This is a genomic window from Tsukamurella ocularis (assembly GCF_024807615.1).
GTDB lineage: Bacteria > Actinomycetota > Actinomycetes > Mycobacteriales > Mycobacteriaceae > Tsukamurella > Tsukamurella ocularis.
Window position 1 is genome coordinate 426,773 of sequence record NZ_JANUCJ010000004.1, and the last position, 21,585, is coordinate 448,357.

Consider the following 21,585-nt stretch of genomic DNA (forward strand, 5'->3'; position numbering starts at 1 on the left):
GGGGGTGAACGGGCACGAAGTCGCCCCACTCCGTCACCGCGGTGCGACTCCACGGCGCGGCATGAGAAACTGAACGGTGACGTGTGCCGGGGACCCGGCCAGCCGCCCGAGGAGTGAGACCGATTCCCAGCTTCGCCGATACCACCTTCACGGATCCCGCCCGGATCCGTAACTTCTGCATCATCGCGCACATCGACCATGGCAAGTCGACCCTGGCCGACCGGATGCTGCAGCTCACGGGTGTGGTCGAGGAGCGCGCCATGCGGGCGCAGTACCTCGACCGGATGGACATCGAGCGCGAGCGCGGCATTACCATCAAGGCGCAGAACGTGCGGCTGCCGTGGACGATCAAGGGTGAGGACGGCTCCGATGAGGAGTACGTCCTGCACATGATCGACACGCCGGGCCACGTCGACTTCACCTACGAGGTCTCCCGCGCCCTGGAGGCCTGCGAGGGCGCGATCCTCCTGGTCGACGCAGCGCAGGGCATCGAGGCGCAGACGCTCGCGAACCTGTACCTCGCGATGGACAAGGACCTGGAGATCATTCCGGTCCTCAACAAGATCGACCTCCCCGCCGCCGATCCCGACCGCTACGCCGAGGAGATCGCGCACATCACCGGCTGCGAGCCGGAGGACGTGCTACGGGTCTCGGGCAAGACCGGCGTGGGCGTGGACGCCCTGCTCGATCGCGTGATCGAGAAGGTCCCGCCGCCCGTCGGCGACGCCGACGCCCCCGCCCGCGCGATGATCTTCGATTCGGTCTACGACACCTACCGCGGCGTCGTCACGTACATTCGCGTGGTCGACGGCAAGATCGTCCCGCGCGAGAAGATCCAGATGATGTCGACCGGCGCCACCCACGAGTTGCTCGAGGTCGGCATCGTCTCGCCCGAGCCGAAGCCTTCGAAGGGCCTGGGCGTGGGCGAGGTGGGCTACCTGATCACCGGCGTGAAGGACGTGCGCCAGTCGAAGGTCGGTGACACCGTGACCACCGCGCGCAAGGGCGCCGAGGAGCCGCTGACGGGCTACGAGGAACCCCGGCCGATGGTCTACTCGGGTCTCTACCCGGTGGACGGATCGGACTACCCGGCGCTGCGCGAGGCCCTGGACAAGCTGCAGCTCAACGACGCCGCGCTGACCTATGAGCCGGAGACCTCCGTGGCGCTCGGCTTCGGCTTCCGCTGCGGCTTCCTCGGGTTGCTGCACATGGAGATCACCCGTGAGCGGCTCCAGCGCGAGTTCGGCCTCGACCTGATCTCCACGGCCCCCAACGTCGTCTACCGCGTGGTCGGCGAGGACGGCAAGGAGCTGATCGTCACCAACCCGTCGGACTGGCCCGACGGCAAGCTGCGGGAGACCTACGAGCCGATCACCAAGACCACGATCATCGCGCCCAGCGAGTTCGTCGGCACGATCATGGAGCTGTGCCAGTCGCGGCGCGGCGAGCTCGGCGGCATGGATTACCTTTCGGAGAGCCGCGTCGAGCTGCGCTACACGCTGCCGATGGCGGAGATCATCTTCGACTTCTTCGACTCCCTGAAGTCGCGCACCCGCGGCTACGCCTCGCTCGACTACGAGGAGGCCGGCGAGCAGGAGTCCGATCTGGTCAAGGTCGACATCCTGCTGCAGGGCGAGGCCGTCGACGCATTCAGCGCGATCGTGCATCGCGACGGCGCGCAGGCCTACGGCAACAAGATGACCGTCAAGCTCAAGGAGCTGATCCCGCGCCAGCAGTTCGAGGTGCCGGTGCAGGCCGCGATCGGCAGCAAGATCATCGCCCGCGAGAACATCCGCGCCATCCGCAAGGACGTGCTCGCCAAGTGCTACGGCGGCGACATCAGCCGTAAGCGCAAGCTGCTCGAGAAGCAGAAGGAGGGCAAGAAGCGGATGAAGACGATCGGTCGGGTCGACGTGCCGCAGGAGGCCTTCGTCGCCGCGCTCTCGTCCGACTCCTCGGCCGACAAGCCCAAGGGCAAGTAGTGTTCCGACGGTGACCGCACCGTCGGATCCCGCCCCTTCCGGGGCCGCGCCGCGGGCCCGCGAGGACCTGTCGCGTTTCGCTCTGCTCTCGATCGTGACCTCGCTGGTCGTGATCGGCCTGAAGATCCTCGCGTGGCGCCTCACTGGTTCCGTCGGCCTGTTGTCCGACGCCGCCGAGTCGTCGGTGAACGTCGTGGCGGCGGTCGCGGCCTTCGTCGCGCTCAAGGTGGTCGCGAAGCCCGCCGACCACGACCACAACTTCGGCCATACCAAGGCCGAGTACTTCTCGGCCGTGCTCGAGGGCGTGATGATCGTGGTGGCCGCCGTGGTCATCCTGGCCTCCGCGGTGGATCGGTTGCTCAACCCGCAGGCGCTGGAGCAGGTGGGGCTTGGCCTGGCGATCTCGGTGGCGGCGACGGTGCTCAACGGGCTCGTCGGGTACTACCTCATCCAGGTCGGCCGCAGGCACCGCTCGTTGGCCCTGCAGGCCGACGGCAAGCACCTGCTCACCGACGTGTGGACCACGGTCGGCGTGATCGTGGGCGTGCTCCTGGTCGCGCTCACCGGCTGGCTGCCGCTCGATCCGCTCATCGCGATCGCGGTGGCGGTGAACATCCTGGTCGTCGGGGCGCGCCTGGTATGGCAGTCGAGCGCCGGGCTCATGGATGCGGCGCTGCCGGGGGAGGAGCGGGCGCAGATCGACGAGGTGCTCGACCGCCACCGAGCCGGAGGCATCGACTTCCACGACGTCCGGACCCGCGAGTCCGGGCACGAGCGTTTCCTTCAGCTGCACATGCTCGTGCCCGGCGACTGGACCGTGCAGCACGCCCACGACGTGACGGAGGAGGTCGAGGCCGACCTCGCTGCCCTGTTCGAGGACCTGCGGATCACGATCCACACCGAGCCGATCGACGATCCTCGGGCCTACGAGGCGTGGCGCCTCGATTGACGACCGGCCCGAGGGGCGGGGAACCGACGGTGGAACGCTCCTCGTGCGGCCGGAATGTTCACGCGGCGACCGGGATCGATTCCGGCCGGGTGGTGGCGTGCTCGCCGCCGGCGACGCGGGTGGCGACGATGTACGCGACGAGACCCGCGAGGGTGATGCCGGCGCCCACCCAGAGCGGCGAGACGTAGCCGAAGCCGGCCGCGAGAGTGAGGCCGCCCGCCCAGGCCCCGAAGGCGTTGCCCAGGTTGAACGCGGCGATGTTGGCGCCCGAGGCGAGGGTAGGCGCGTCGGCGGCGTAGTTCATGATGCGCATCTGCAGGCCGGGCACGGTCGCGAAGCCGAAGGCGCCCATCAGGATCAGGGCCACGACGGTGGCGACCTGGGACGTGGAGGTGAGGGCGAAGACGCCGAGCACGACGGTCAGTGCGGCAAGCAGGACGGTGAGTGTCAGTGGTAGGTTCCGGTCGGCCGCGCGGCCGCCGACCAGGTTGCCGACGAACAGGCCGGCGCCGAACAGGACGAGCAACCACGGGACGGATGACGAGGCGAAGCCGCCGACCTCGGTGAGGGTGAAGGCTATGTAGGTGAAGGCGCCGAACATGCCGCCGTAGCCCAGCACGGTGACCAGCATCGACAGCCATACTTGGCGGCTACGGAAGATCCGGAACTCGGCGAGCGGGTTCGTGCCAGTCCCGGCCACCGGGGTCGTCCGGACGAGCGCGGCGATGCCGAGGAGGGCGATCACACCGATCGCGGTGATGGCCCAGAACGTGGAACGCCAGCCGGCGGCCTGCCCGAGGAAGGTGCCGAGCGGCACGCCGAGGACGTTCGACACCGTCAGTCCCGCGAACATGATGGAAATGGCTGCGGCGCGCTTGTTCTCGGGGACGAGGTCCGCCGCGACGACGGCACCGATGCCGAAGAACGCGCCGTGGCACAGCGCGGCGACGATGCGTCCGGCGAGCATGAACTCGTAGGTCACGGCGACGGCCGACATCAGGTTGCCGGCGATGAACAGGACCAGGAGCCCGAGCAGAGCATGCTTGCGGTTGATTCGACCGAGCGCGGCGGTGAGGATGATGCCGCCGATGGCGACGGACAGCGCGTATCCGGAGATCAAGTATCCGGCGACGGTCTCGGTGACGCCGAAGTCGGCGGACACCTCGGGGAGCAGCCCCATGATGACGAACTCCGTGAGTCCGATTCCGAAGCCGCCGAGGGCGAGCGCGAGGAGCGCGAGGGGCATGAGGTTCCTATCGAGACGAGGGTTGTTATTCGGAGCGTGCGCAATGAACAGCGCCTGCAGTAGTTGCGTACACAACTATTAGATAGTTGCACACGCGGGTAATCGTCGCAAGGTGCTATGCTTGGGTTCACGACGAAAGGTTGCCGGCCATGGGTATCGCGGACGATGCGGTGGAGATCCGCGCGCAGGGGTGGCGCACACTTGTCGCCCTGCATGCGCTCATCGAGAGCGAGCTTGAGCGCTCGCTCCAGGCGGGCTACGGGCTCTCGGTCGTCGAATACACGGTCCTCGACGCCCTGAGTCGCCAGGACGGCTGGCACATGCGGATGCGTCAGCTCGCCCGTGCCGCAGCGTTATCCAGTAGTGCGACGACGCGCCTCGTCACGCGACTCGAGGATCGGGGCCTGCTCACGCGGATCCTGTGCGCCGACGATCGTCGCGGGATCTACACAGAGCTCACTCCGGCCGGTTGGGAGTTGCTCAAGGCGGCGCGTCCGACGCATGAGCGGGTGCTGCGGGATGCCCTCGCAGAGGCTGCGGAACAGCCTGAGCTGAGGCTCCTCGTCGATGCGGTTCACGTGAAGGCCCCTGAGGCGACCCCTGCCACCTGACCGGCGCCGCGCACCCGACCCGCGCCGATCCGATTCCGGGCGCCGGGTGTCGATGGGGGCCGTGCCGGCTCGCCTCAGACGAGCGTCGCGTCGAGGCCGAGGAATCGTCCGTAGTCGCGCACTGGACCGGCGAGGCGGCGCTTCGCCGTCGCGGTGATCCTGGTGAAGGGCTCGACGGTCACTGTCACTGTCGTGGAGGTGGCCTTCTTGGACCACACGCCCACGATCTCGCCGTCGATCACGACCATCGGCTTGAAGATGCCGTTGCGTCCGGGCACGATCCGGCTGAGGTACGCCTCGTCGAGCTGGGCTGCGCGGGAACCGTATCCGATGATGTACTCGTCGAACGCCGGCAGCAGGAGGGGCGGTGCGAGCGCCTCGTCGACCTGCGCGTCCGTCAGGTCGACGGTGCCGGGAGCGAGCAGGTACCGCCCGCCCGAGAGGATCACCCGTTCGACGGCGCCGCCCGCGGCCTCGATGCCCTCATCGACGGCGCCCATCGGGAGGTACGCCCACTTCCCGATGTCCTGGCGGGTGACGGGGCCGCGGGCCGCGACGAACCGGGAGACCGCCTCGCCGAGAGCGTGTTCCGGCTCCCGGCGCTCCGCCACCCAGTCGTCGGCGAGGGCGAAGACGTCGGTCTTCGGCGTGGGGTCGGCGAAGACGATCGCCATGAGCTCGGTGAGATCCCGCAGGATGTGGCCGGTCTGCGAGTTGTCCAGCGGCAGTCCGGCGTCCGCGCACGCGGCGACGAGATCGGGCCGCGTGCGGGAGGCGCCGCCGGCGAGTTCCGCGCGGATGATCCGCTCGGCGTCCGCCATCATCGTCTCCGTGATCCCCAGCTGGGGCCGGCGCTTGGCGGCCTCCGCCCGCGAGCGGACCGTGAGCGCGGCGCTGAGCCAGTGCAGGTCCTCCGGCGCGGTGATCTGGAGGGTGCCGCGCGCGGGACGGTTGCGGGTGATCCGCCCCGCGGCGAGGTCGGCGAGCACCGTCGCGTCGTCGGGGTGCTCGGATGCGCGCAGCGAGAGTGCGAACCGCGCCGCGGCGCCGTCCTGCGCCTGGATCGCGAGCATGCCGCGTGCCACGGCCGGGGCGGTGCGCCAGTCCCGCACGCCGGGCACGAGTCCCTGGGCGCGGAGGCGGAGCGCACGGATGCGACGGATCTCTGGATCGACGGCGGCCATGGGCGGAATCCTGTCACGGGCGTAGCCTCGTCGGTGTGTGGAACACCTGGCTGACGCGCACCCTGGACCTCGACCTGCCGATCCTCGGCGCCCCGATGGGGGGCCGCGCCGGGGGTGAGCTCGCGGGACAGGTGACGGCCGCCGGCGGGCTGGGCATGATCGGCGCAGCCCGCTATGCCACTCCCGCGTGGATCGATGAGCAGTTGCGGGTCATCCGGGCCGCCGCGGGCGCGGACGCGCCGCTCGCCTTCGGCCTGCAGACCTGGTCGCTTTCCGAGAGCCCGGAACTGCTCGATTCGGTGCTCGCCGCGCGGCCGAAGCTGGTGTCGCTATCGTTCGGCGACCCCGCTCCGTTCGTGCAGCGGGTCAAGGACGCCGGCGCCGTGGTGATCTCGCAGATCAACTCGGTCGAGGACCTCCACGAGGTCGAGGCCGCGGGCGTGGACGCCGTGGTCGCGCAGGGCGGCGAGGCCGGCGGTCACACGGGTCGGATCGCGACGCTGCCGCTCCTGCAGGAGGTGCTGCGTGCGACGGATCTGCCCGTGCTCGCGGCGGGCGGCATCGGCACCGGCGCCGGACTCGCGGCGGTTCTCGCCGCCGGTGCGCAGGGCGCGCTCATCGGCACCGTCCTGCTTGCGTCGCCGGAGACTGTTGGTCCCGACTACGCGATCCCGGCCTTGCTCAAGGCGCGGAGCGCCGACACCGTCTACACAGATGTCTTCGACAAGGCGCGGCACCAGCCCTGGCCCACACGGTGGTTCGGGCGCGCCCTCACCAACGACTTCACCGACCGCTGGCACGACGGTGACGGTGCCGACGCCTCCTCCGGCACAGAGGAGGCGGTCAGCGCTGCCTACGACGGTGCGTTGCCCGAGGTCGGCGTCGTCTACGCAGGCCAGGCCGCGGGCCTGGTCGACGAGGTGCGCCCGGCCCGCGAGGTTGTCAGGTCCATCGCCGCCGACGCCGAGGCCCGCCTGCGGGCCGTGGCGAAGGTGATCGGCTGATGGCGGGCCTCGTCGCACCGAAGATCTCGCCCATGCGGCTCGGCGACCTGGAGGAGGGGAACAGCGATGAGCTGATGCCGGGCGATACCGAGGATCGTCGTCGTTTCGCCGGCCCTACGGTCAAGGGACGCGATCTCAGCGGGATCACATTCAGCGAGTGTGAGCTTGCGGGCTGGGAGGTCCGTGATGCGGTCTTCACCGAATCGGCGTTCCTCGAGACGAGGATCACCGCGCTGTTCGCCACGGGTTTCCGGGCTTCGCGCTCGACCTTCCGTCAAGTCGAGGTCGACGACGCCCGGATCGGTGCCGTCGAGCTCATGGACTCCAAACTGCGTTCCGTCGTCTTCACCGACGTCCGGCTGGGCTTCGTGAACCTGCGCGGTGCCGGTCTTGCCGACGTGGTCTTCCGGGGCTGCATGCTCGACGGCATCGACGTCGGCGACGCGACGTTGAACCGGGTGTCCTTCGAGGATTGCACCGCCGGTGAGATTGACGTGACGCGGGCGAAGCTGCAGCACGTCGACCTTCGCGGACTGCAGGTCGAGCGAATCCGCGGGCTCGAGGGCATCGCGGGAGCCACCATGTCGCCTCTGCAGGTGGTCGGCCTGGCGGAGGTCTTCGCGGCCCACCTCGGCATCGTTGTTACCGACTGACAGGCACCGGGCGGGCGCACCGAACAAGGTCGGCTGCGCCGAGGGCACGGAGCAGCAGGCGACTGATCAGGGCGCTCGACCACTGGCCGCGACGGCGGGTTCTCAGTGCTGATACCGCGAACGCCATGCCGGCTCCGTCGTGTTCAAGGTCGGGAGAGCAATCGGATCGCTCGTGGATCGAGCATGTGCGGGCCGCGGCAGCGTGGAATCCGCAGAATTGCTCAGGTGCCTCCCGCGCTCTCCCCGCTTCCTCCGCCAGTAGACGCGGGCGGGAGCGGTAGGTTCGAGGGGTGACCGTCGATGCCGTTCTCGCCCCCAGTACCCTGCCCTTCGCCCTGCCGGACTTCGCCTCGTTCGCGGACGCGGACTTCGAGGCGGCGTTCGCCGAGGGCTTCGCCCGGCACCGTCGGGACATCGCGGCGATCGCCGCGAATCCCGAACCCGCCACGTTCGCGAACACCGTCGAGGCGATGGAGCGCGCGGGGCAGGACCTGGGTCGCGTCGCCGCGGTCTTCTTCTCGCTGACGTCCACCGACCGCACCGACGCGCTGGAGGCGGCACAGGCCGCGATCTCCCCACGCTGGTCGGCACACTTCGACGCGATCCTCATGGACGGCGCGCTGTTCTCCCGCATCGCGGAGCTCCACGCCCGGCGATCGGATCTCGGCCTCGACGCCGAGCAGGAGCGCCTGCTAGAGCGCTACCACCTGCGGTTCACCCGCGCCGGCGCCGGGCTGCAGGCCGCCGCACAGGATCGCCTCAAGGAGATCAACACCGAGCTCGCCGAACTCACCACCGAGTTCTCCCGCCGCACCCTCGCCGAGACCAATGCGTCCGCGGTGCCCTTCGCGACGGAGGCCGAGCTCGACGGGCTGGAGGCGGACACCGTCGCCGCCGCCCGAACCGCGGCCGAGGACGCGGGGCGCGGGGGATACCTCCTGGCGCTGGGCTACCCGCTCAACCAGCCCAACGTGGCCCGGCTGACGAACCGCGAATCGAGGCGGAAGGTTTACGAGGCGTCGTCCGGGCGGAACACGCGCGGCGGCGAGAACGACACCCGCGAGCTGATCGCCCGCGTCGCCGGCCTGCGCGCCGAGCGGGCCACGCTGTTCGGCTACCCGCACCACGCGGCCTACCAGATCGCGGACCAGACCGCGGGCACCGCCGAGGCGGCCCTCGGGATGCTGCGGGACCTCGCAGTCCCGGCAGCGCGGAACGCCGCCGCCGAGCGCGCCGAGCTGGAGGCGCTGGCAGGCCACCCGATCGAGGCCTGGGACTGGCCCTTCTACGCCCGCCTCGCCGAGCAGCGCGCGCAGGCGGGGGACGGTCCCGACGAGGGGCCCCGGCTCAGCGACTACCTGGCTCTCGACGCGGTCATCGAGATGGGAGTGTTCGAAGCCGCCTCCCGCATGTACGGGCTCGGCTTCACCGAGCGCACGGATCTGGTCCTGCACCATCCGGACGCGCGGGCGTGGCAGGTTTCGGGGCCCGACGGTGCGCCGCTCGGCCTGTTCATCGGGGACTACTTCGCGCGGCCGAGCAAGCGCGGCGGGGCGTGGATGACGAGTTTCGTCGACCAGTCGGGTCTGCTGGACGCGCAGCCCGTGATCATCAACGTGTGCAACTTCGTTCGCCCGCCCGCGGGTCGTCCCGCGTTGCTCAGCCGGGACGAGGTGACCACCGTCTTCCACGAGTTCGGGCACGCGCTGCACGGACTGCTCTCGGATGTGACCTACCCGTACTTCTCGGGGACGAGCGTCCCGCGCGACTTCGTGGAATTCCCCTCGCAGTTCAACGAGATGTTCGCCGCCTGGCCTACGATCCTCGACGGCTACGCGCGACACCACGAGACGGGGGAGCCGCTGCCGGAAGGACTGCGGCGCTCAGTCCTTGAACCTGGAACGCGCGGAGAGGGTTTCGGCACCGTCGAATACCTCGCGGCCGCGGTGATCGACCTGGCCTGGCACACGATCGAGCCGGGCACCGTCGTCGCCGACGTCGAGGCCTTCGAGGCGGCGGCACTCGCCGATGCGGGGCTCGACGTGGCGGGCGTACCACCCCGCTACCGCGGACCGTTCTTCAACCACATCTTCTCGGGCGGGTACAGCGCCGGGTACTACAGCTACATCTGGTCGGAGGTGCTCGACGCCGACGCCTCGGCCTGGTTCACCGCGCACGACGGCCCGACCCGCGAGAACGGCGAGAAGCTTCGTGCCGCGGTGCTTTCCCGCGGCGGGAGTGTCGATGCATCGGAGGCATATCGGGACTTCCGGGGTGCCGACCCCGACATCACCCCGCTGCTCGAGCGCCGCGGCCTGACGGCGTAGTCCATCGCCGGCGCGCGGCTCCTGTGAGTTCGTCACCGCTCTCGGGGCACCGCGGGCGCGGTTCCGCGCACCGTCGTTCGACGGCCCGCCGCCCTACTGACGTTCCGGGAAGATCGACCGCAACGGCGCCGCATCACCCCCGAGATGGCCGCCGTCGATCGCCTCGTCCACGCCGACGGTGCCGGTGGCGAGGCCGACGACGGTGTCGGGCGACGCGGTCAGGACCGTGCTTGGCCGCTCCGCCGGGACGAAGGCGGACGGCCCTGCCTCGTCGACACGCACCACCATGAGGAAACCATCGACCTCGATCCCGGCCTCCACAGCAGGGGAGGCGGTGCGGCCGCGCAGCAGAGCGGGGACAGCGAGAGTCAGCCATCGCGGCTGGAAGGCGTCGTCGCCACGGCCCGAGGCGAGCAGGGGGATGCCCCACCGTCCGAGCGCCTCCATCGGCTCGCGGAGCTCGGCGCCCCACGTGGTGAGTCGATAGACCACACCTGCTCCGTCGAGGTGACGCTCGACGATTCCGTTCGCCTCGAGGCTGCGCAGACGGTCCGCCAGGAGGTTCGTCGCGATTCCCGAGAGCGAGGTCTTCAGCTCGCCGTACCGCATCGCCCCGGGGAGCAGTTCGCGGACGATCAGAAGGGTCCAGCGGTCACCGATCACGTCCAGCGAGCGCGCGAGAGCGCAGAACTGGCCGTACGAGCGGGCCGGCACCGGACGATTGACTTCTTCAACCATACTTGATTCTATCAAGTCAGACCGCACGACGGTGCCCCACGGAGGAGCGATTCGTATGGACCTGACCATCAGCTGGCTCGCAGTACTCGCGGCGACCGTCGTCGGGTTCGTGATCGCCTTCGTCTGGTACAGCGATGGGGGGCTCGTCGGCGGGACGTGGCGCAAGCTCACTGGTGTCACCAAAGAGATCTCAGCTGGCGCGGGCAAGGGTCCGATGGTTGTCTTCGTCGCCTCGTTGGTTCTGACGGCGATCGGACTGGCGGCGGCAGACTCGCTCGCGGCCGGCTTCTTCGACTGCGATTCCCCATGGCTCGGTGTCGCGGTCGGGGGAGCGGCGTGGGCGGGCTTCTCGTTGTCGACGCTGGCGCAGCACAACGGCTTCGAGATGAAGCCCACGAGGCTGACGGTGATCAACTGTGCGTATCAGCTGGTCCTGTTCGTGGGCATGGGGCTGACCGTCGGGCTGCTCCAGTAGCCGCTCGCGACCGTCGCGGTAGGCGCGTCAGTCGGCCAGGCGTCGCAGGACGTCGAATTCGCACCCGGGTGCGGACGGGGCGTAGCCGTGCTCGATGAGCCAGCGCGCGACGAGCAGGCAGCGCATGGACCACCATCCCCGCACGACGTCGCGATCGACCTCGCCGCCGTAGCCGGTGAGCACGTCCTCCAGGCGATCAGGATGACCGAGGGTCAGAGTCGCGAGGTCGTACGCGGGATCACCCTGCGCCGCCTCGGACCAGTCGATGATGCCGGTCACGGCGCCGTCGGCGACGAAGACGTGCTCCACCTGGAGGTCGCCGTGGATGAATGCCGGCGTCCAAGGGCGGAGCACGGAACGTGCTGCCTCGCGGTTCAGTGTGATGACCCGGTGGGGGAGCGCGCCGTGCTCGAGGAGCCAGGCGCACTCGGTGCCGAGTTCTCGGTCGAGTCGCGCGGCCGACGGCCGGTGCCACGGTGGAAGCGGTGCATCGTGGAGGGCTCGGATCGCGGTCCCGGCGGCGACCCACGCCGACCTGGGGGCGGAATCCGGTCCGTCGAGCGAGCCGAGCGCGGTGCCGCGAACGGCTTTCACCGCCAGGACCGGTGGTTCGTGCCAGAGCACGTCCGGGGTGGGCACGGGCGCGAGCCGCATTGCGTCGATCTCTCGGCGCGCGTGCGCCGGATCGCCGTCGACCTTCAGGAAGGTGTCACCGACGCGCAGCGTCGCGCGAGAGCTGTGAGCGACGACCACGTCGACGGTGTCCACCGCGCGATCGTCTCGCACTCACACGCTCGCGCGCCACGTGTTTCCGCGGCGTCAGGAGACGATCACGCCTCGCGGGTCGATGTGGCTGTCCCGATCGGCGACGGCGCGATGGATGTCCCGGGCGCGAAAGTCCAGGCCGTTACGGTCGTTCGTCAGCCAGACGAGGAAGACGACGAAAGCGATCAATGCCAGCACGCTGAGCATCTCGACCTCCTTGGTTCGAAGGGTCACGGTTGATAGTGGCGAACCTTCAAACTATCACCGTGTTCGAGGTAGATCCAGGTGATGCTGAGCACGTCAGCGATGGAAGCGCAGAGTGATGATCTGGAAGGGGCGCAGTGTGAGTCGCGTCTCACCGGCCGGTGCGGGAGTGCCGACGGGGCGCTCCAGTAGGTCGGTGCGGACGGCCGACCGGTGGGCGAAGTCGGCGTGCACAGTCGCGGACGCGCGAGTGCCGCGGGACTCGTAGAGGCGCACGATCACGTCACCGCTGCCGTCTTCCGCGAGCTTGACCGCCTCGACGATCACGCCCGGGTGGTCGATCGCGACCAGCGGGGATACCGCCGCTGATCCGGGGATGCCGCGCGGAGCCAGGTTCCGGCGGTAGCCCTCTTCCACGGCGTCGCCGATCGTCGCGCCCGGCCGCACCGAGACCGCGAGGCGGTGCCGGCCCTGATCGGTCTCGGGATCGGGGTAGCGGGGCGCGCGCAGCAGCGAAAGCCGCACGACGGTGCCGGAGGCGCCTGGTGTTGCGGTGCCGGAGGCGCCTGGTGTTGCGGTGCTGGAATCAGCGGGGAGCCTGGTGATGTCGTGGCCGTAGGTGGAGTCGTTCGCTACGGCGATGCCGTAGTCGGGCTCGCCGACGTGCACCCAGCGGTGCGCGCAGATCTCGAACTTCGCAGCGTCCCAGGACGTGTTGGAGTGCGTGGGCCGGAAGACGTGGCCGAACTGGGTCTCCGCGGCGCTGCGATCGGCGTGCACGTCGAACGGGAAGGCCAGTTTGAGCAGCTTCTGTCGCTCGTGCCAGTCGATATCGTTCTCGATGTCCAGGGCGCGGGAGCCTGCCCGCAGGGAGATTCGTTGCGCGATCGTCGAGTCGCCGAAGATGCGGCGCACGAGGACGGCATCGCCGTCGATCGCGACCGTCGATGCCTCTACGAGGTCGGTGAGGTTGCGGCGGTAGAACGAGTCGATGTCCCACGCCTCCCAGTGGTTCGGGATGTCGCGGTGCAACTGGAGCACGTTGCCCGGCGCCGCCATCGCCTCGCGGCCGGTCACGGCGTCGACGAGCGAGACGAGCAGACCGCGGGCGTCGATCAGGGCGGAGATCACGCCGTTGTCCAGCCGGAAGCCCGAGCCCTCGGGCGCCGGTGGCACGGACTCGGGTGCCTCGACCACCGCCGCGCCCAAGGCGGGTACCCCATCGCGGGCGTGCGGCGCGGCGTTGAACATCAGCCGGCCCTTGCCGGCGGCCACGACCTGCTGCGTGCGGGAGCCGTTGCTCGCGAGCGCTTCCAGGGCCGCTGCGATGATCCGTTCGAGCCGCTGCGCCACCGCCGCGTAATTCCGTTCCGCATCCTGGTGCACCCAGGCGATGGAGCTGCCCGGGAGGATGTCGTGGAACTGCTGGAGCAGCACCAGGTGCCAGATCTCCTCGAACTGCTCCAAGGGATAGGCGAACCCGGTCCGGACCGCGGCGGTCGCCGCCCACAACTCGGCCTCGCGCAGGAGGTGTTCGCTGCGCCGGTTCCCCTGCTTCGTGTTCGCCTGCGAGGTGTAGGTTCCGCGGTGGAACTCGAGGTACAGCTCGCCCGACCACCGCGGTGGTGCCGGCGCTCCGGGCGCCCCGGGCGAGTACTCCGCCTCGGCGGCGTCGAAGAACTGTGCGGGCGAGGCGATCTCGACGGTGGGCGATCCCTCCAGCGACGCCGTGCGGGAGGCTGCGGCGAGCATCTCCCGGGTGGGGCCGCCGCCACCGTCGCCCCAGCCGAACGGGACGAGCGAGCGGGTGCCCGCACCCTGCTCGCGGTAGTTCTTTTGCGCCCGTGCGAGATCCGCGCCGGACAGGTCCGAGTTGTACTTGTCGACCGGCGGGAAGTGCGTGAACAGCGCGGTGCCGTCGATGCCCTCCCACAGGAACGTCGAGTGCGGCATCCGGTTGGTCTGATTCCAGGACAGCTTCTGCGTGAGGAAGTAGTGGGAGCCCGCGGCGGCGACGATCTGCGGCATCGCCGCGGAGTAACCGAAGGAGTCGGGCAGCCACGCCTCCGGGGTGTCGATCCCGAACTCGTGCAGGAAGAATCGTTTCCCCGCGACGAACTGCCGGGCCATCGCTTCGCCGCCGGGCATGTTGGTGTCGGCCTCCACCCACATTCCGCCCACCGGGATGAACTGCCCGGCTGCCACCTTGTCCTTGATCCGCCCGAAGAGCTCGGGGTGACTATCGCGCACCCACGCGAACTGCTGCGCCGAGGAGCAGGCGAAGCGGAACGACGGATCGCGGTCCATGAGGTCCACGACGTTCGCGAAGGTCCGCGCACATTTGCGGGCCGTCTCGCGGACCGGCCACAGCCACGCGGAATCGATGTGCGCGTGGCCGACCGCCGTGATCCGGTGCGCCGAGGCGTACGCCGGCGCGGCGAGCGCGGGCGCGAGCGCCGCCCGTCCCGCCGCTGCGGTGCCGGCCACGTCGTGCGGGTCCACCACGTCCAGCATCCGCTCCAGGGCGCGGAGCACCTCGTGCCGCCGGGGCAGGTCGAAGGGCAGCTCGTGCATGAGGCCGTTCAGCGTCCAGACGTCCTGCTGCAGCTCCCACACCGTCAGGTCCCGCAGCGCGAGGTCGATCGTGCCGAGGCGGTACAGCGGACCGTCGCCGGCGGTCTCCCGGTCGCCCAGGCGGGTGGGGGAGACGAAGTCGCCGCCCAGGTCGGGGTTGGCGGCCGCCTCGATGTAGAGGTCCACGGACTCGCCGGGCTTCAACGGGACGTACGCGTTGAAGGGCGAGATCCCCTTCACGACGGTGCCGTCCGCGCGGTACACGAGGCCCTCGGCGTTGAAGCCGGGGCCGCCGGTGAAGCCGAGCTCGACGCGGAGCTCCAGAGAGTGCACGGCACCGTCGGACCCCGTGAGATCGGACCAGTCGGGCGGGGCGTGACCCGTGACGTGGAGCCACAGCGTGGACCACGGGGCGCCCCACGGGGTACCGGGCGTGATCGCCGTGTACTCCTGCGCCACGGCCTCGGCGAAGGGCACCGGCTCGCCCGGTGCCGCCCACGCGGTCACCGTGACCGGGGCGGAGTGCGAGTACACCGCCCCGTTCAGGAACTCCCGGGTGAATCTGTCGAGCCGCTCTTCGGTCAGCCGCCGGTCGTCGTGCATGACTGCACGCTACTTCCGTCAGGGTGTGTGATGTGCGGGAAGGAACGCGGACGCGTCGTGCCCCGACTCCTCGGCCCGGATCACGTGCACCACCGCGTTGATCAGCGCCAGGTGGGTGAAGGCCTGCGGGAAGTTCCCGAGGTGCTTGCCCGACTTCGGGTCGATCTCCTCCGCGTACAGCTTCAGCGGCGACGAGTACGCCAACAGCCGCTCGCACAGCGCCCGGGCACGGGTGACCTCGCCGATCTCCACCAGCGCCGAGACCAGCCAGAACGAGCAGATCGTGAACGTGCCCTCCTCGCCGTGCAGGCCGTCGTCGGTCTCCTCGACGCGGTAGCGCAGCACGAGCCCGTCCTCGGTGAGCTCGTCGGCGATGGCGAGAACCGTCGCCTTCACACGTGGGTCGTCGGACGGGAGGAACCGCAGCAGCGGCACCAGCAGCAGGGAGGCGTCGAGCGCGGGGGCGCCGTAGCGCTGGGTGAAGACGCCGCGCGAATCCACGCCGTGCTCAAGGATATCGGCCTTGATGACCTCGGCCTTCTCCGCCCACTCGCGGGCGTAGTCGTCCTCGCCGTGCATCGCCGCGAGCTTCGCCCCGCGGTCCAGCGCGACCCAGCACATGACCTTCGAGCTGGTGAAGTGCTGCGGCTCGCCGCGCACCTCCCAGATGCCGCGGTCGGGCTCGCGCCAGTGCTTGAGTGCCTCTTCGACCTGCTCCTTGAGCACCGGCCACAGCGTCTCGGGGATCCGCTCGGAGGACTTCGTGTTCAGGTACACCGAGTCGAGCATCGTGCCCCAGATGTCGTGCTGGCGCTGGTCGAACGCCCCGTTGCCGATCCGGACCGGCCGCGCACCGTCGTACCCCGAGAGGTGACCGAGCTCCTCCTCGAGCAGGGTGCGTTCCCCGCCGACCCCGTACATGACCTGCAGCGGGTGGCGCTCGCCGTTGTTGGCGCCGGAGACGTCGGCGATGAAGGAGAAGAAGTCCTCGGCCTCGCGGTCGAGACCCAGCGTGTACAGGCCCCACAGTGCGAACGTGGAGTCGCGCACCCAGGCGTAGCGGTAGTCCCAGTTCCGGACCCCGCCCGGCGTCTCCGGGAGGGAGGTGGTCGACGCCGCGAGCAGCGCGCCCGTGGGGGAGTACGTCAGCCCCTTGAGGGTCAGCGCCGAGCGCTGCAGGTAGGTGCGCCACGGGTGGTCGGGAAATTGGCCGCGGTTGATCCACTGGCGCCAGGACTCCGCGGTCGCCCACATCTTCTGCGTCGCCTCGGGATAGGTCTGCGGCACGGGGTGCTTGCTCCACGACAAGGCGACGAAGACCTCATCGCCCTCCTTGAGGCGGGTGTGCGCCCGGGCCTCCCGGCCCTCCAGCCCCAACCGCATATTGGTCGTGAGCTTGAGCTCCGGGTTCTTCCCGAAGTCCGTGCGCGCCCGCGCGACGGCCTCGCCGTAGCCGTCGGCCGAATAGGTCCACTCGGCACCGGCCCGGTGGTAGTCGAAGGCGGGCTCGCAGTTGAGCTGCAGCTCAACGGTGCCGGATACACACCGGGCAGTGCGCAGCAGGATGTGCTCCGCGTCCCAGTCCGTCGGGGTCCGACGGTGCGTGCGGGACCGGGTGCTCGTGTCGTGCCACGGGCCCATCACGAGAGCATCGCGCACGATCAGCCAGCCGGTGGAGGTCTGCCACGTGGTCTCGAGCATTAGGCTGCCGGGCAGGTAGCGCCGGTCGACGGGGACCTTCACGCCATACGGCCCGAGCCGGAAGGAGCCAGCGCCGCGATCGAGGATCGCGCCGAAGACACTGGGGGAGTCAGGGCGGGGGATGCACATCCACTCGACGCTGCCGTCGCGGGCGATCAGGCAGGTGTTCTCGCAGTCCGAGAGGAAGGCGTAGTCGTGGATGGGCGGGAATGCCGCGTCGCCGATCGGCGGAGCGTCGGTCACGAGCGCGTCGAGGCCGAGCGCGTCGGGACCGGACAGGGCCGGGCCGGACGCACCGGAGTCGGGCGCGCCGGGGCCGAGCGCGTCAGTAGTGGGGCCGTCGTTCTTCGCTGCCATGCACACCATGATGAGGCACGGTGGCGGGTTCGCGCACGGCGGTCGCTAGGCTGGTCGGGTGCATGCGATCGCGCAGTGGTGGGACTCCGTGGAGCTGTGGCTCACCGGACTGCCCTATGTACTGCAGGTCAGCCTGGTGATGGTTGTACTCGCAGTGATCGCAATGCTGGTGGTGCGCGTCCTCAGCGCCCTCATCGGTCGCGTCGCCGACGCGCTGAACGCCCGCCTCGAGCGGTCAGAGCGCGCAGACATTGCAGGTCAACGCGCCGGAGAAGGGAATGACGAGAGTGTCTGAGACAGGCGGCGGATGGCGGGCGCTGGTGCCCAAGTCGAAGGTGACCCTCGCGCTGATCGCGCTGTTGGTGCTCCTCGTCGTCGCGTGGGCACTGCTCCGCTGACGGCTCTCCGTAGGATTCTCGCCTGACCTTGTCCCGAGGAGAACGGCGAGACGTGATCCGACCCAGCCTCCGCGGCCGTGCTGTGAGCATCGTCGCGGTCGCCCTGACCGTGATGCTCACGGCGTGCGGCGGCGGCTCCACCGACGACCCGCACGGCGTCGACATCTCCAGCGGCGACAAGCGGGTGAACCTGGTCGCCTTCGCGGCGCCCAAGCCCGCTTTCGACGTGGCCATCCCGCTGTTCCGCGAGACCAACCCCGACGTGGGGTTCTCGCAGTCCTACGGCGCCTCCGGTGACCAGTCCCGCAAGGTCGCGCGACACGTGCCGGCCGATGTCGTGAACATGTCCGTCGCGCCCGACGTGACGCGCATCGTCAAGGCCGGGCTCATCGACAAGGACTGGGAGAAGGCGTACCCGCGGCGGTCCGTGCCGTTCACCTCCCTCGTCGCCGTCGTGGTCCGGCCCGGCAACCCCAAGGGCATCCACGACTGGGCGGACCTGCTCAAGCCCGGCGTCGAGGTGGTCACCCCGAACCCGGCCAGTTCGGGCTCGGCCAAGTGGAACCTGCTCGCGCCCTACGCGGCGCTCTCCAACGGCGGGCAGGAGCCCGCGAAGGGGCTGGCCTTCGTCAAAGAGCTCATCCGCGACCACACCACGGTGAGCCCCGGCTCTGGCCGCGACGCCACCTCTGCCTTCGAGTCCGGGCAGGGCGACGTCCTGCTCAGCTACGAGAGCGAGGCCGTGCTGCTGCAGCGGCAGAGCGAGAAGGACGGCAAGCCCAAGCCGGAGTACTTCATCCCGCCGCAGTCCTTCCGGATCGACCTGCCCGTGGCCGTCGTGAACACCGCGCAATCGCTCGAGGCGGCGAAGCGCTTCGTTGGCTTCCTGTTCTCGCCCGAGGCGCAGCGCGCCATCCCGCGCTCGGGATTCCGGGCCGGCGATCCGGCGATCGCCGCCGAGACCGCGCACCTGTTCCCCGCCCAGCCGCAGCGCCTGTGGACCGTCGATGAGCTCGGCGCGGTGCTCGGCAAGGGGACCGCCGCGAAGAACAACGGCAAGGACCTCACCGGCTGGGCCGCCGTCGACGCGGCGTTGTTCGGCGACAAGGGCTCCATCGCCGCGGCCTACAAGAACGGCGGAAAGTGATGCGGCGCCTCGTCAACCCGCTGCGCATCGGCGTCGCGTGGCTGTGGATCTCGCTGATCGTGTTGCTGCCGATCGCGGCCATCACGACGAAGGCCTTCGATCACGGCTGGTCCGGCTTCTGGGACGCGCTCACCGCGAAGAACGCGGTCTCCACGCTGGTCATCACCGTGTGGGTCTCGCTGCTGGTCACGCTGATCAACGTGGTGATGGGCACCGTCATCGCCTGGGTGCTGGTGCGCGACGACTTCCCCGGCAAGGGCGTGGTCAACGCGCTCATCGACCTGCCTTTCGCGCTGCCGACCATCGTCGCGTCCATCGTGCTGCTCTCGCTGTACGGGCCGGACAGCCCCGTCGGGCTGACGCTGAACGCGACGCAGCCGGCGATCGTCATCGCGCTGGCCTTCGTGACCCTGCCCTTCGTAGTGCGGCAGGTACAGCCCGTGCTCATCGAGCTCGACCGCGAGGTCGAGGAGGCCGCGGCCTCCCTCGGCGCGCCCAACCGGGTGATCGCGGCGAAGATTGTCATCCCCACGCTGCTGCCCGCGATCCTCTCCGGTGCCGGGCTCGCGTTCACCCGCGCGATCGGCGAGTTCGGGTCGGTCGTGCTGGTGGGCGGCAACATCCCCGGCGAGACGCAGGTCGCCTCGCAGTACATCCAGCAGCAGCTCGAGGTCGACAACCAGGTGGCCGCGTCCGCCGTGTCAGTCGCGCTGCTGGCCATCGCCTTCGTGCTGCTGGCGGTGATGCGGTTCGTCGGTAGTAGGACCGCCAAGCGGGAGGAGAACAGCGAATGACCGGCGACATGACGGTCTCTCGCCGTGGCCCCGGCCGGCGCAGCGAGGAGAACAGCGAATGAATCTCTCCAGGAAGACGGTGCTGAGCCTCCGTTCCGTCGCGCTGCTGTACCTACTGGTGCTGCTCGTGCTGCCGATCGGTGTGATCCTCTACCGGTCGTTCGAGCGAGGATTCGGCGAGTTCTGGGCGTGGATCACCACCCCGGCCGCGATCTCGGCGCTGCAGCTCTCGCTGCTCATCGTCGCCATCGTGGTGCCGCTCAACGTGATCTTCGGCGTGCTCGTCGCGCTGGCCCTCGCCCGCGGGAAGTTCCGCGGTAAGGCCGCACTGCAGGCCGCAGTCGACCTGCCCTTCGCGGTCTCGCCCGTGGTCGTGGGCGTCGCGCTCATCATGCTCTGGGGCGTGGGCGGCTGGTTCGGCGGCATCGAGTCCCTCGGCTTCCGGATCATCTTCGGGCTGCCCGGCATGGTCTTGGCGACGACCTTCGTGACGCTGCCCTTCGTGGTGCGCGAGGTGGAGCCGGTGCTGCACGAGATCGGGCAGGACCAGGAGCAGGCCGCCGCGACCCTCGGTGCGAGCGCCTGGCAGACCTTCTGGCGGATCACGCTGCCGGCGATCCGCTGGGGCCTGACCTACGGCGTGGTGCTCACGATCGCCCGAGCGCTGGGTGAGTACGGCGCCGTGCTCATGGTCTCGTCGAACTTCCCCGGCATCTCGCAGACGCTCACCCTGCTGGTGAGCTCGCGCAACCACGACGACTACAACACCTTCGGGGCGTACGCCGCCGCGACGCTACTCATGCTGCTGGCGCTCGTCGCGCTGGTGGCGATGTCCCTGCTCGAAGCGACCCGCAGGAGGAACCGCGATGACGATTAACGTGGTGGGAGCCAACAAGCGCTACGGCGACTTCGCGGCCCTCGATGACGTCTCCCTGGAGATCCCGGACGGCTCGCTGACCGCGCTGCTCGGGCCCTCCGGATCCGGCAAGTCGACGCTGCTGCGCTCGATCGCCGGCCTCGACCGGCTCGACTCGGGCCTCGTCGAGATCAACGGCGTCGACGTCACGCACGCGACGCCGCAGCAGCGCGACATCGGCTTCGTCTTCCAGCATTACGCCGCGTTCAAGCACATGACGGTGCGGGAGAACGTCGCCTTCGGGCTCAAGATCCGCAAGCGCCCCGCGGCGGAGGTCAAGGCCAAGGTCGACGACCTGCTCGAGGTCGTCGGGCTGACCGGCTTCCAGACCCGCTACCCCGCGCAGCTGTCGGGCGGCCAGCGCCAGCGCATGGCGCTTGCCCGCGCGCTGGCGGTGGATCCGCAGGTGCTGCTGCTCGACGAGCCCTTCGGTGCGCTCGACGCGAAGGTCCGCGACGAGCTGCGGTCCTGGCTGCGCCGGCTGCACGACGAGGTGCACGTGACCACCGTGATCGTGACGCACGATCAGCAGGAGGCGCTCGACATCGCCGACCGGATCGCGGTGCTCAACAAGGGGCGCATCGAGCAGGTCGGCACCCCTGCGGACGTCTACGACCGGCCCGGGTCCGAGTTCGTCATGTCCTTCCTGGGCTCCGTGGCGAAGCTCAACGGCGTGCTCGTGCGCCCGCACGACATCCGCGTCGGCCGCACGCCGGAGCTGGCCCGCGCCGGCGGGTTGACGGCGGAGGAGGCGGGTGTGCTGCGCGCCGAGGTCGAGCGCGTGGTCTACCTCGGATTCGAGGTCCGCGTGGAGCTGAAGAACGCCGCAACAGGGGAGCGTTTCCAGGCGCAGATCACGCGTGGCGATGCCACCGCGCTGGATCTGGCGGAGGGCGACGTCGTGTACGTGCGCGCCACCCACGTGCCGGAGATCGCCGCGCCGAAATAGGGTTGTGC

The 21,585-nt window shown here is 69.7% G+C and carries 19 protein-coding genes; 12 read left to right on the forward strand and 7 right to left on the reverse strand.

Annotation, left to right across the window (positions count from 1 at the left end; all coding sequences use genetic code 11):
• Window positions 1–113: 113 nt before the first annotated feature.
• Together lepA and HNP44_RS18440 are read left to right on the forward strand one after the other, a co-directional pair.
• Window positions 114–1,982: a translation elongation factor 4 gene (lepA, locus tag HNP44_RS18435; RefSeq protein WP_259142775.1), complete on the forward strand. Its 1,869-nt coding sequence runs from the start codon at window positions 114–116 to the stop codon at window positions 1,980–1,982.
• Window positions 1,983–1,992: 10 nt separating this feature from the next.
• Window positions 1,993–2,931, forward strand: a complete 939-nt coding sequence (locus tag HNP44_RS18440; RefSeq protein ID WP_259142777.1) for a cation diffusion facilitator family transporter — start codon at window positions 1,993–1,995, stop codon at window positions 2,929–2,931.
• Between the two features lie 58 nt (window positions 2,932–2,989).
• Here HNP44_RS18440 and HNP44_RS18445 read toward each other — a convergent pair whose 3' ends face one another.
• A complete protein-coding gene (locus HNP44_RS18445) occupies window positions 2,990–4,177 on the reverse strand; it encodes an MFS transporter (protein WP_259142779.1) in 1,188 nt (395 codons plus the stop codon).
• Between the two features lie 149 nt (window positions 4,178–4,326).
• On the opposite strand from HNP44_RS18445, the gene HNP44_RS18450 reads away from it, so the two are divergent.
• Entirely contained in the window at window positions 4,327–4,788 is a 462-nt protein-coding gene (locus HNP44_RS18450; RefSeq protein WP_259142782.1) for a MarR family winged helix-turn-helix transcriptional regulator, read from the forward strand.
• A 74-nt stretch (window positions 4,789–4,862) separates the two neighbouring features.
• Here HNP44_RS18450 and HNP44_RS18455 read toward each other — a convergent pair whose 3' ends face one another.
• A complete protein-coding gene (locus tag HNP44_RS18455) occupies window positions 4,863–5,972 on the reverse strand; it encodes a winged helix DNA-binding domain-containing protein (RefSeq protein ID WP_259172189.1) in 1,110 nt (369 codons plus the stop codon).
• A 95-nt stretch (window positions 5,973–6,067) separates the two neighbouring features.
• Between HNP44_RS18455 and HNP44_RS18460 the strand changes: the two genes are divergently transcribed.
• The 3 genes from HNP44_RS18460 (at window position 6,068) to HNP44_RS18470 (ending at window position 9,956) form a co-directional block, all read left to right on the forward strand.
• Window positions 6,068–6,976: an NAD(P)H-dependent flavin oxidoreductase gene (locus HNP44_RS18460; protein ID WP_374758805.1), complete on the forward strand. Its 909-nt coding sequence runs from the start codon at window positions 6,068–6,070 to the stop codon at window positions 6,974–6,976.
• Window positions 6,976–7,629, forward strand: a complete 654-nt coding sequence (locus tag HNP44_RS18465; RefSeq protein WP_259142792.1) for a pentapeptide repeat-containing protein — start codon at window positions 6,976–6,978, stop codon at window positions 7,627–7,629. Before HNP44_RS18460 ends, HNP44_RS18465 begins: the two co-directional genes overlap by 1 nt.
• 290 nt (window positions 7,630–7,919) lie before the next feature.
• Window positions 7,920–9,956 carry a M3 family metallopeptidase gene (locus HNP44_RS18470; RefSeq protein ID WP_259142794.1) on the forward strand — a complete coding sequence of 679 codons (2,037 nt, stop codon included), beginning with the start codon at window positions 7,920–7,922 and terminating at the stop codon, window positions 9,954–9,956.
• Window positions 9,957–10,049: 93 nt separating this feature from the next.
• Here the strand turns inward: HNP44_RS18470 and HNP44_RS18475 are convergent, their stop codons facing one another.
• Entirely contained in the window at window positions 10,050–10,694 is a 645-nt protein-coding gene (locus tag HNP44_RS18475) for a winged helix-turn-helix transcriptional regulator (protein WP_259142796.1), read from the reverse strand.
• Between the two features lie 55 nt (window positions 10,695–10,749).
• Here HNP44_RS18475 and HNP44_RS18480 point away from each other — a divergent pair, with 55 nt between their 5' ends.
• Entirely contained in the window at window positions 10,750–11,169 is a 420-nt protein-coding gene (locus tag HNP44_RS18480; protein WP_259142798.1) for a DUF1761 domain-containing protein, read from the forward strand.
• 27 nt (window positions 11,170–11,196) lie between these two features.
• On the opposite strand, the gene HNP44_RS18485 is transcribed toward HNP44_RS18480, so the two are convergent.
• The 4 genes from HNP44_RS18485 to HNP44_RS18500 all read right to left on the reverse strand — a co-directional run bounded on the left by HNP44_RS18485 (window position 11,197) and on the right by HNP44_RS18500 (window position 17,373).
• Window positions 11,197–11,937: a phosphotransferase family protein gene (locus tag HNP44_RS18485; RefSeq protein WP_259142800.1), complete on the reverse strand. Its 741-nt coding sequence runs from the start codon at window positions 11,935–11,937 to the stop codon at window positions 11,197–11,199.
• A gap of 51 nt (window positions 11,938–11,988) precedes the next feature.
• Window positions 11,989–12,168 (reverse strand): hypothetical protein, encoded by a 180-nt coding sequence (locus HNP44_RS18490; protein WP_259142802.1) that lies wholly within the window; start codon window positions 12,166–12,168, stop codon window positions 11,989–11,991.
• Between the two features lie 66 nt (window positions 12,169–12,234).
• The gene (locus HNP44_RS18495; RefSeq protein WP_259142804.1) at window positions 12,235–15,315 is read right to left on the reverse strand and encodes an alpha-mannosidase; all 3,081 of its coding nucleotides are present in this window, start codon (window positions 15,313–15,315) and stop codon (window positions 12,235–12,237) included.
• Between the two features lie 18 nt (window positions 15,316–15,333).
• Window positions 15,334–17,373: a glycoside hydrolase family 15 protein gene (locus HNP44_RS18500; protein WP_259142806.1), complete on the reverse strand. Its 2,040-nt coding sequence runs from the start codon at window positions 17,371–17,373 to the stop codon at window positions 15,334–15,336.
• A 58-nt stretch (window positions 17,374–17,431) separates the two neighbouring features.
• Here HNP44_RS18500 and HNP44_RS18505 point away from each other — a divergent pair, with 58 nt between their 5' ends.
• The 5 genes from HNP44_RS18505 (at window position 17,432) to HNP44_RS18525 (ending at window position 21,577) form a co-directional block, all read left to right on the forward strand.
• Window positions 17,432–17,668, forward strand: a complete 237-nt coding sequence (locus tag HNP44_RS18505) for a hypothetical protein (protein ID WP_259142807.1) — start codon at window positions 17,432–17,434, stop codon at window positions 17,666–17,668.
• Window positions 17,669–17,883: 215 nt separating this feature from the next.
• A complete protein-coding gene (locus HNP44_RS18510) occupies window positions 17,884–18,918 on the forward strand; it encodes a sulfate ABC transporter substrate-binding protein (protein ID WP_259142995.1) in 1,035 nt (344 codons plus the stop codon).
• Window positions 18,918–19,712: a sulfate ABC transporter permease subunit CysT gene (gene cysT, locus HNP44_RS18515; RefSeq protein ID WP_259142810.1), complete on the forward strand. Its 795-nt coding sequence runs from the start codon at window positions 18,918–18,920 to the stop codon at window positions 19,710–19,712. Before HNP44_RS18510 ends, cysT begins: the two co-directional genes overlap by 1 nt.
• 58 nt (window positions 19,713–19,770) lie before the next feature.
• Window positions 19,771–20,589: a sulfate ABC transporter permease subunit CysW gene (gene cysW, locus HNP44_RS18520; RefSeq protein WP_224646470.1), complete on the forward strand. Its 819-nt coding sequence runs from the start codon at window positions 19,771–19,773 to the stop codon at window positions 20,587–20,589.
• The gene (locus HNP44_RS18525; protein WP_259142813.1) at window positions 20,579–21,577 is read left to right on the forward strand and encodes a sulfate/molybdate ABC transporter ATP-binding protein; all 999 of its coding nucleotides are present in this window, start codon (window positions 20,579–20,581) and stop codon (window positions 21,575–21,577) included. Before cysW ends, HNP44_RS18525 begins: the two co-directional genes overlap by 11 nt.
• Window positions 21,578–21,585 lie beyond the last annotated feature (8 nt).

What these genes read in the sequence shown, in the direction of transcription:
- HNP44_RS18510 (WP_259142995.1), top strand. Translation starts at nt 17,884, where the DNA reads ATGCTCACGGCGTGCGGCGGCGGCTCCACCGACGACCCGCACGGCGTC.
- HNP44_RS18480 (WP_259142798.1), top strand. Translation starts at nt 10,750, where the DNA reads ATGGACCTGACCATCAGCTGGCTCGCAGTACTCGCGGCGACCGTCGTC.
- HNP44_RS18445 (WP_259142779.1), bottom strand. Translation starts at nt 4,177, where the DNA reads ATGCCCCTCGCGCTCCTCGCGCTCGCCCTCGGCGGCTTCGGAATCGGA.
- HNP44_RS18475 (WP_259142796.1), bottom strand. Translation starts at nt 10,694, where the DNA reads ATGGTTGAAGAAGTCAATCGTCCGGTGCCGGCCCGCTCGTACGGCCAG.
- cysT (WP_259142810.1), top strand. Translation starts at nt 18,918, where the DNA reads ATGCGGCGCCTCGTCAACCCGCTGCGCATCGGCGTCGCGTGGCTGTGG.
- HNP44_RS18460 (WP_374758805.1), top strand. Translation starts at nt 6,068, where the DNA reads ATGGGGGGCCGCGCCGGGGGTGAGCTCGCGGGACAGGTGACGGCCGCC.
- HNP44_RS18455 (WP_259172189.1), bottom strand. Translation starts at nt 5,972, where the DNA reads ATGGCCGCCGTCGATCCAGAGATCCGTCGCATCCGTGCGCTCCGCCTC.
- HNP44_RS18465 (WP_259142792.1), top strand. Translation starts at nt 6,976, where the DNA reads ATGGCGGGCCTCGTCGCACCGAAGATCTCGCCCATGCGGCTCGGCGAC.
- cysW (WP_224646470.1), top strand. Translation starts at nt 19,771, where the DNA reads ATGAATCTCTCCAGGAAGACGGTGCTGAGCCTCCGTTCCGTCGCGCTG.
- HNP44_RS18450 (WP_259142782.1), top strand. Translation starts at nt 4,327, where the DNA reads ATGGGTATCGCGGACGATGCGGTGGAGATCCGCGCGCAGGGGTGGCGC.
- HNP44_RS18500 (WP_259142806.1), bottom strand. Translation starts at nt 17,373, where the DNA reads ATGGCAGCGAAGAACGACGGCCCCACTACTGACGCGCTCGGCCCCGGC.
- HNP44_RS18525 (WP_259142813.1), top strand. Translation starts at nt 20,579, where the DNA reads ATGACGATTAACGTGGTGGGAGCCAACAAGCGCTACGGCGACTTCGCG.
- HNP44_RS18495 (WP_259142804.1), bottom strand. Translation starts at nt 15,315, where the DNA reads ATGCACGACGACCGGCGGCTGACCGAAGAGCGGCTCGACAGATTCACC.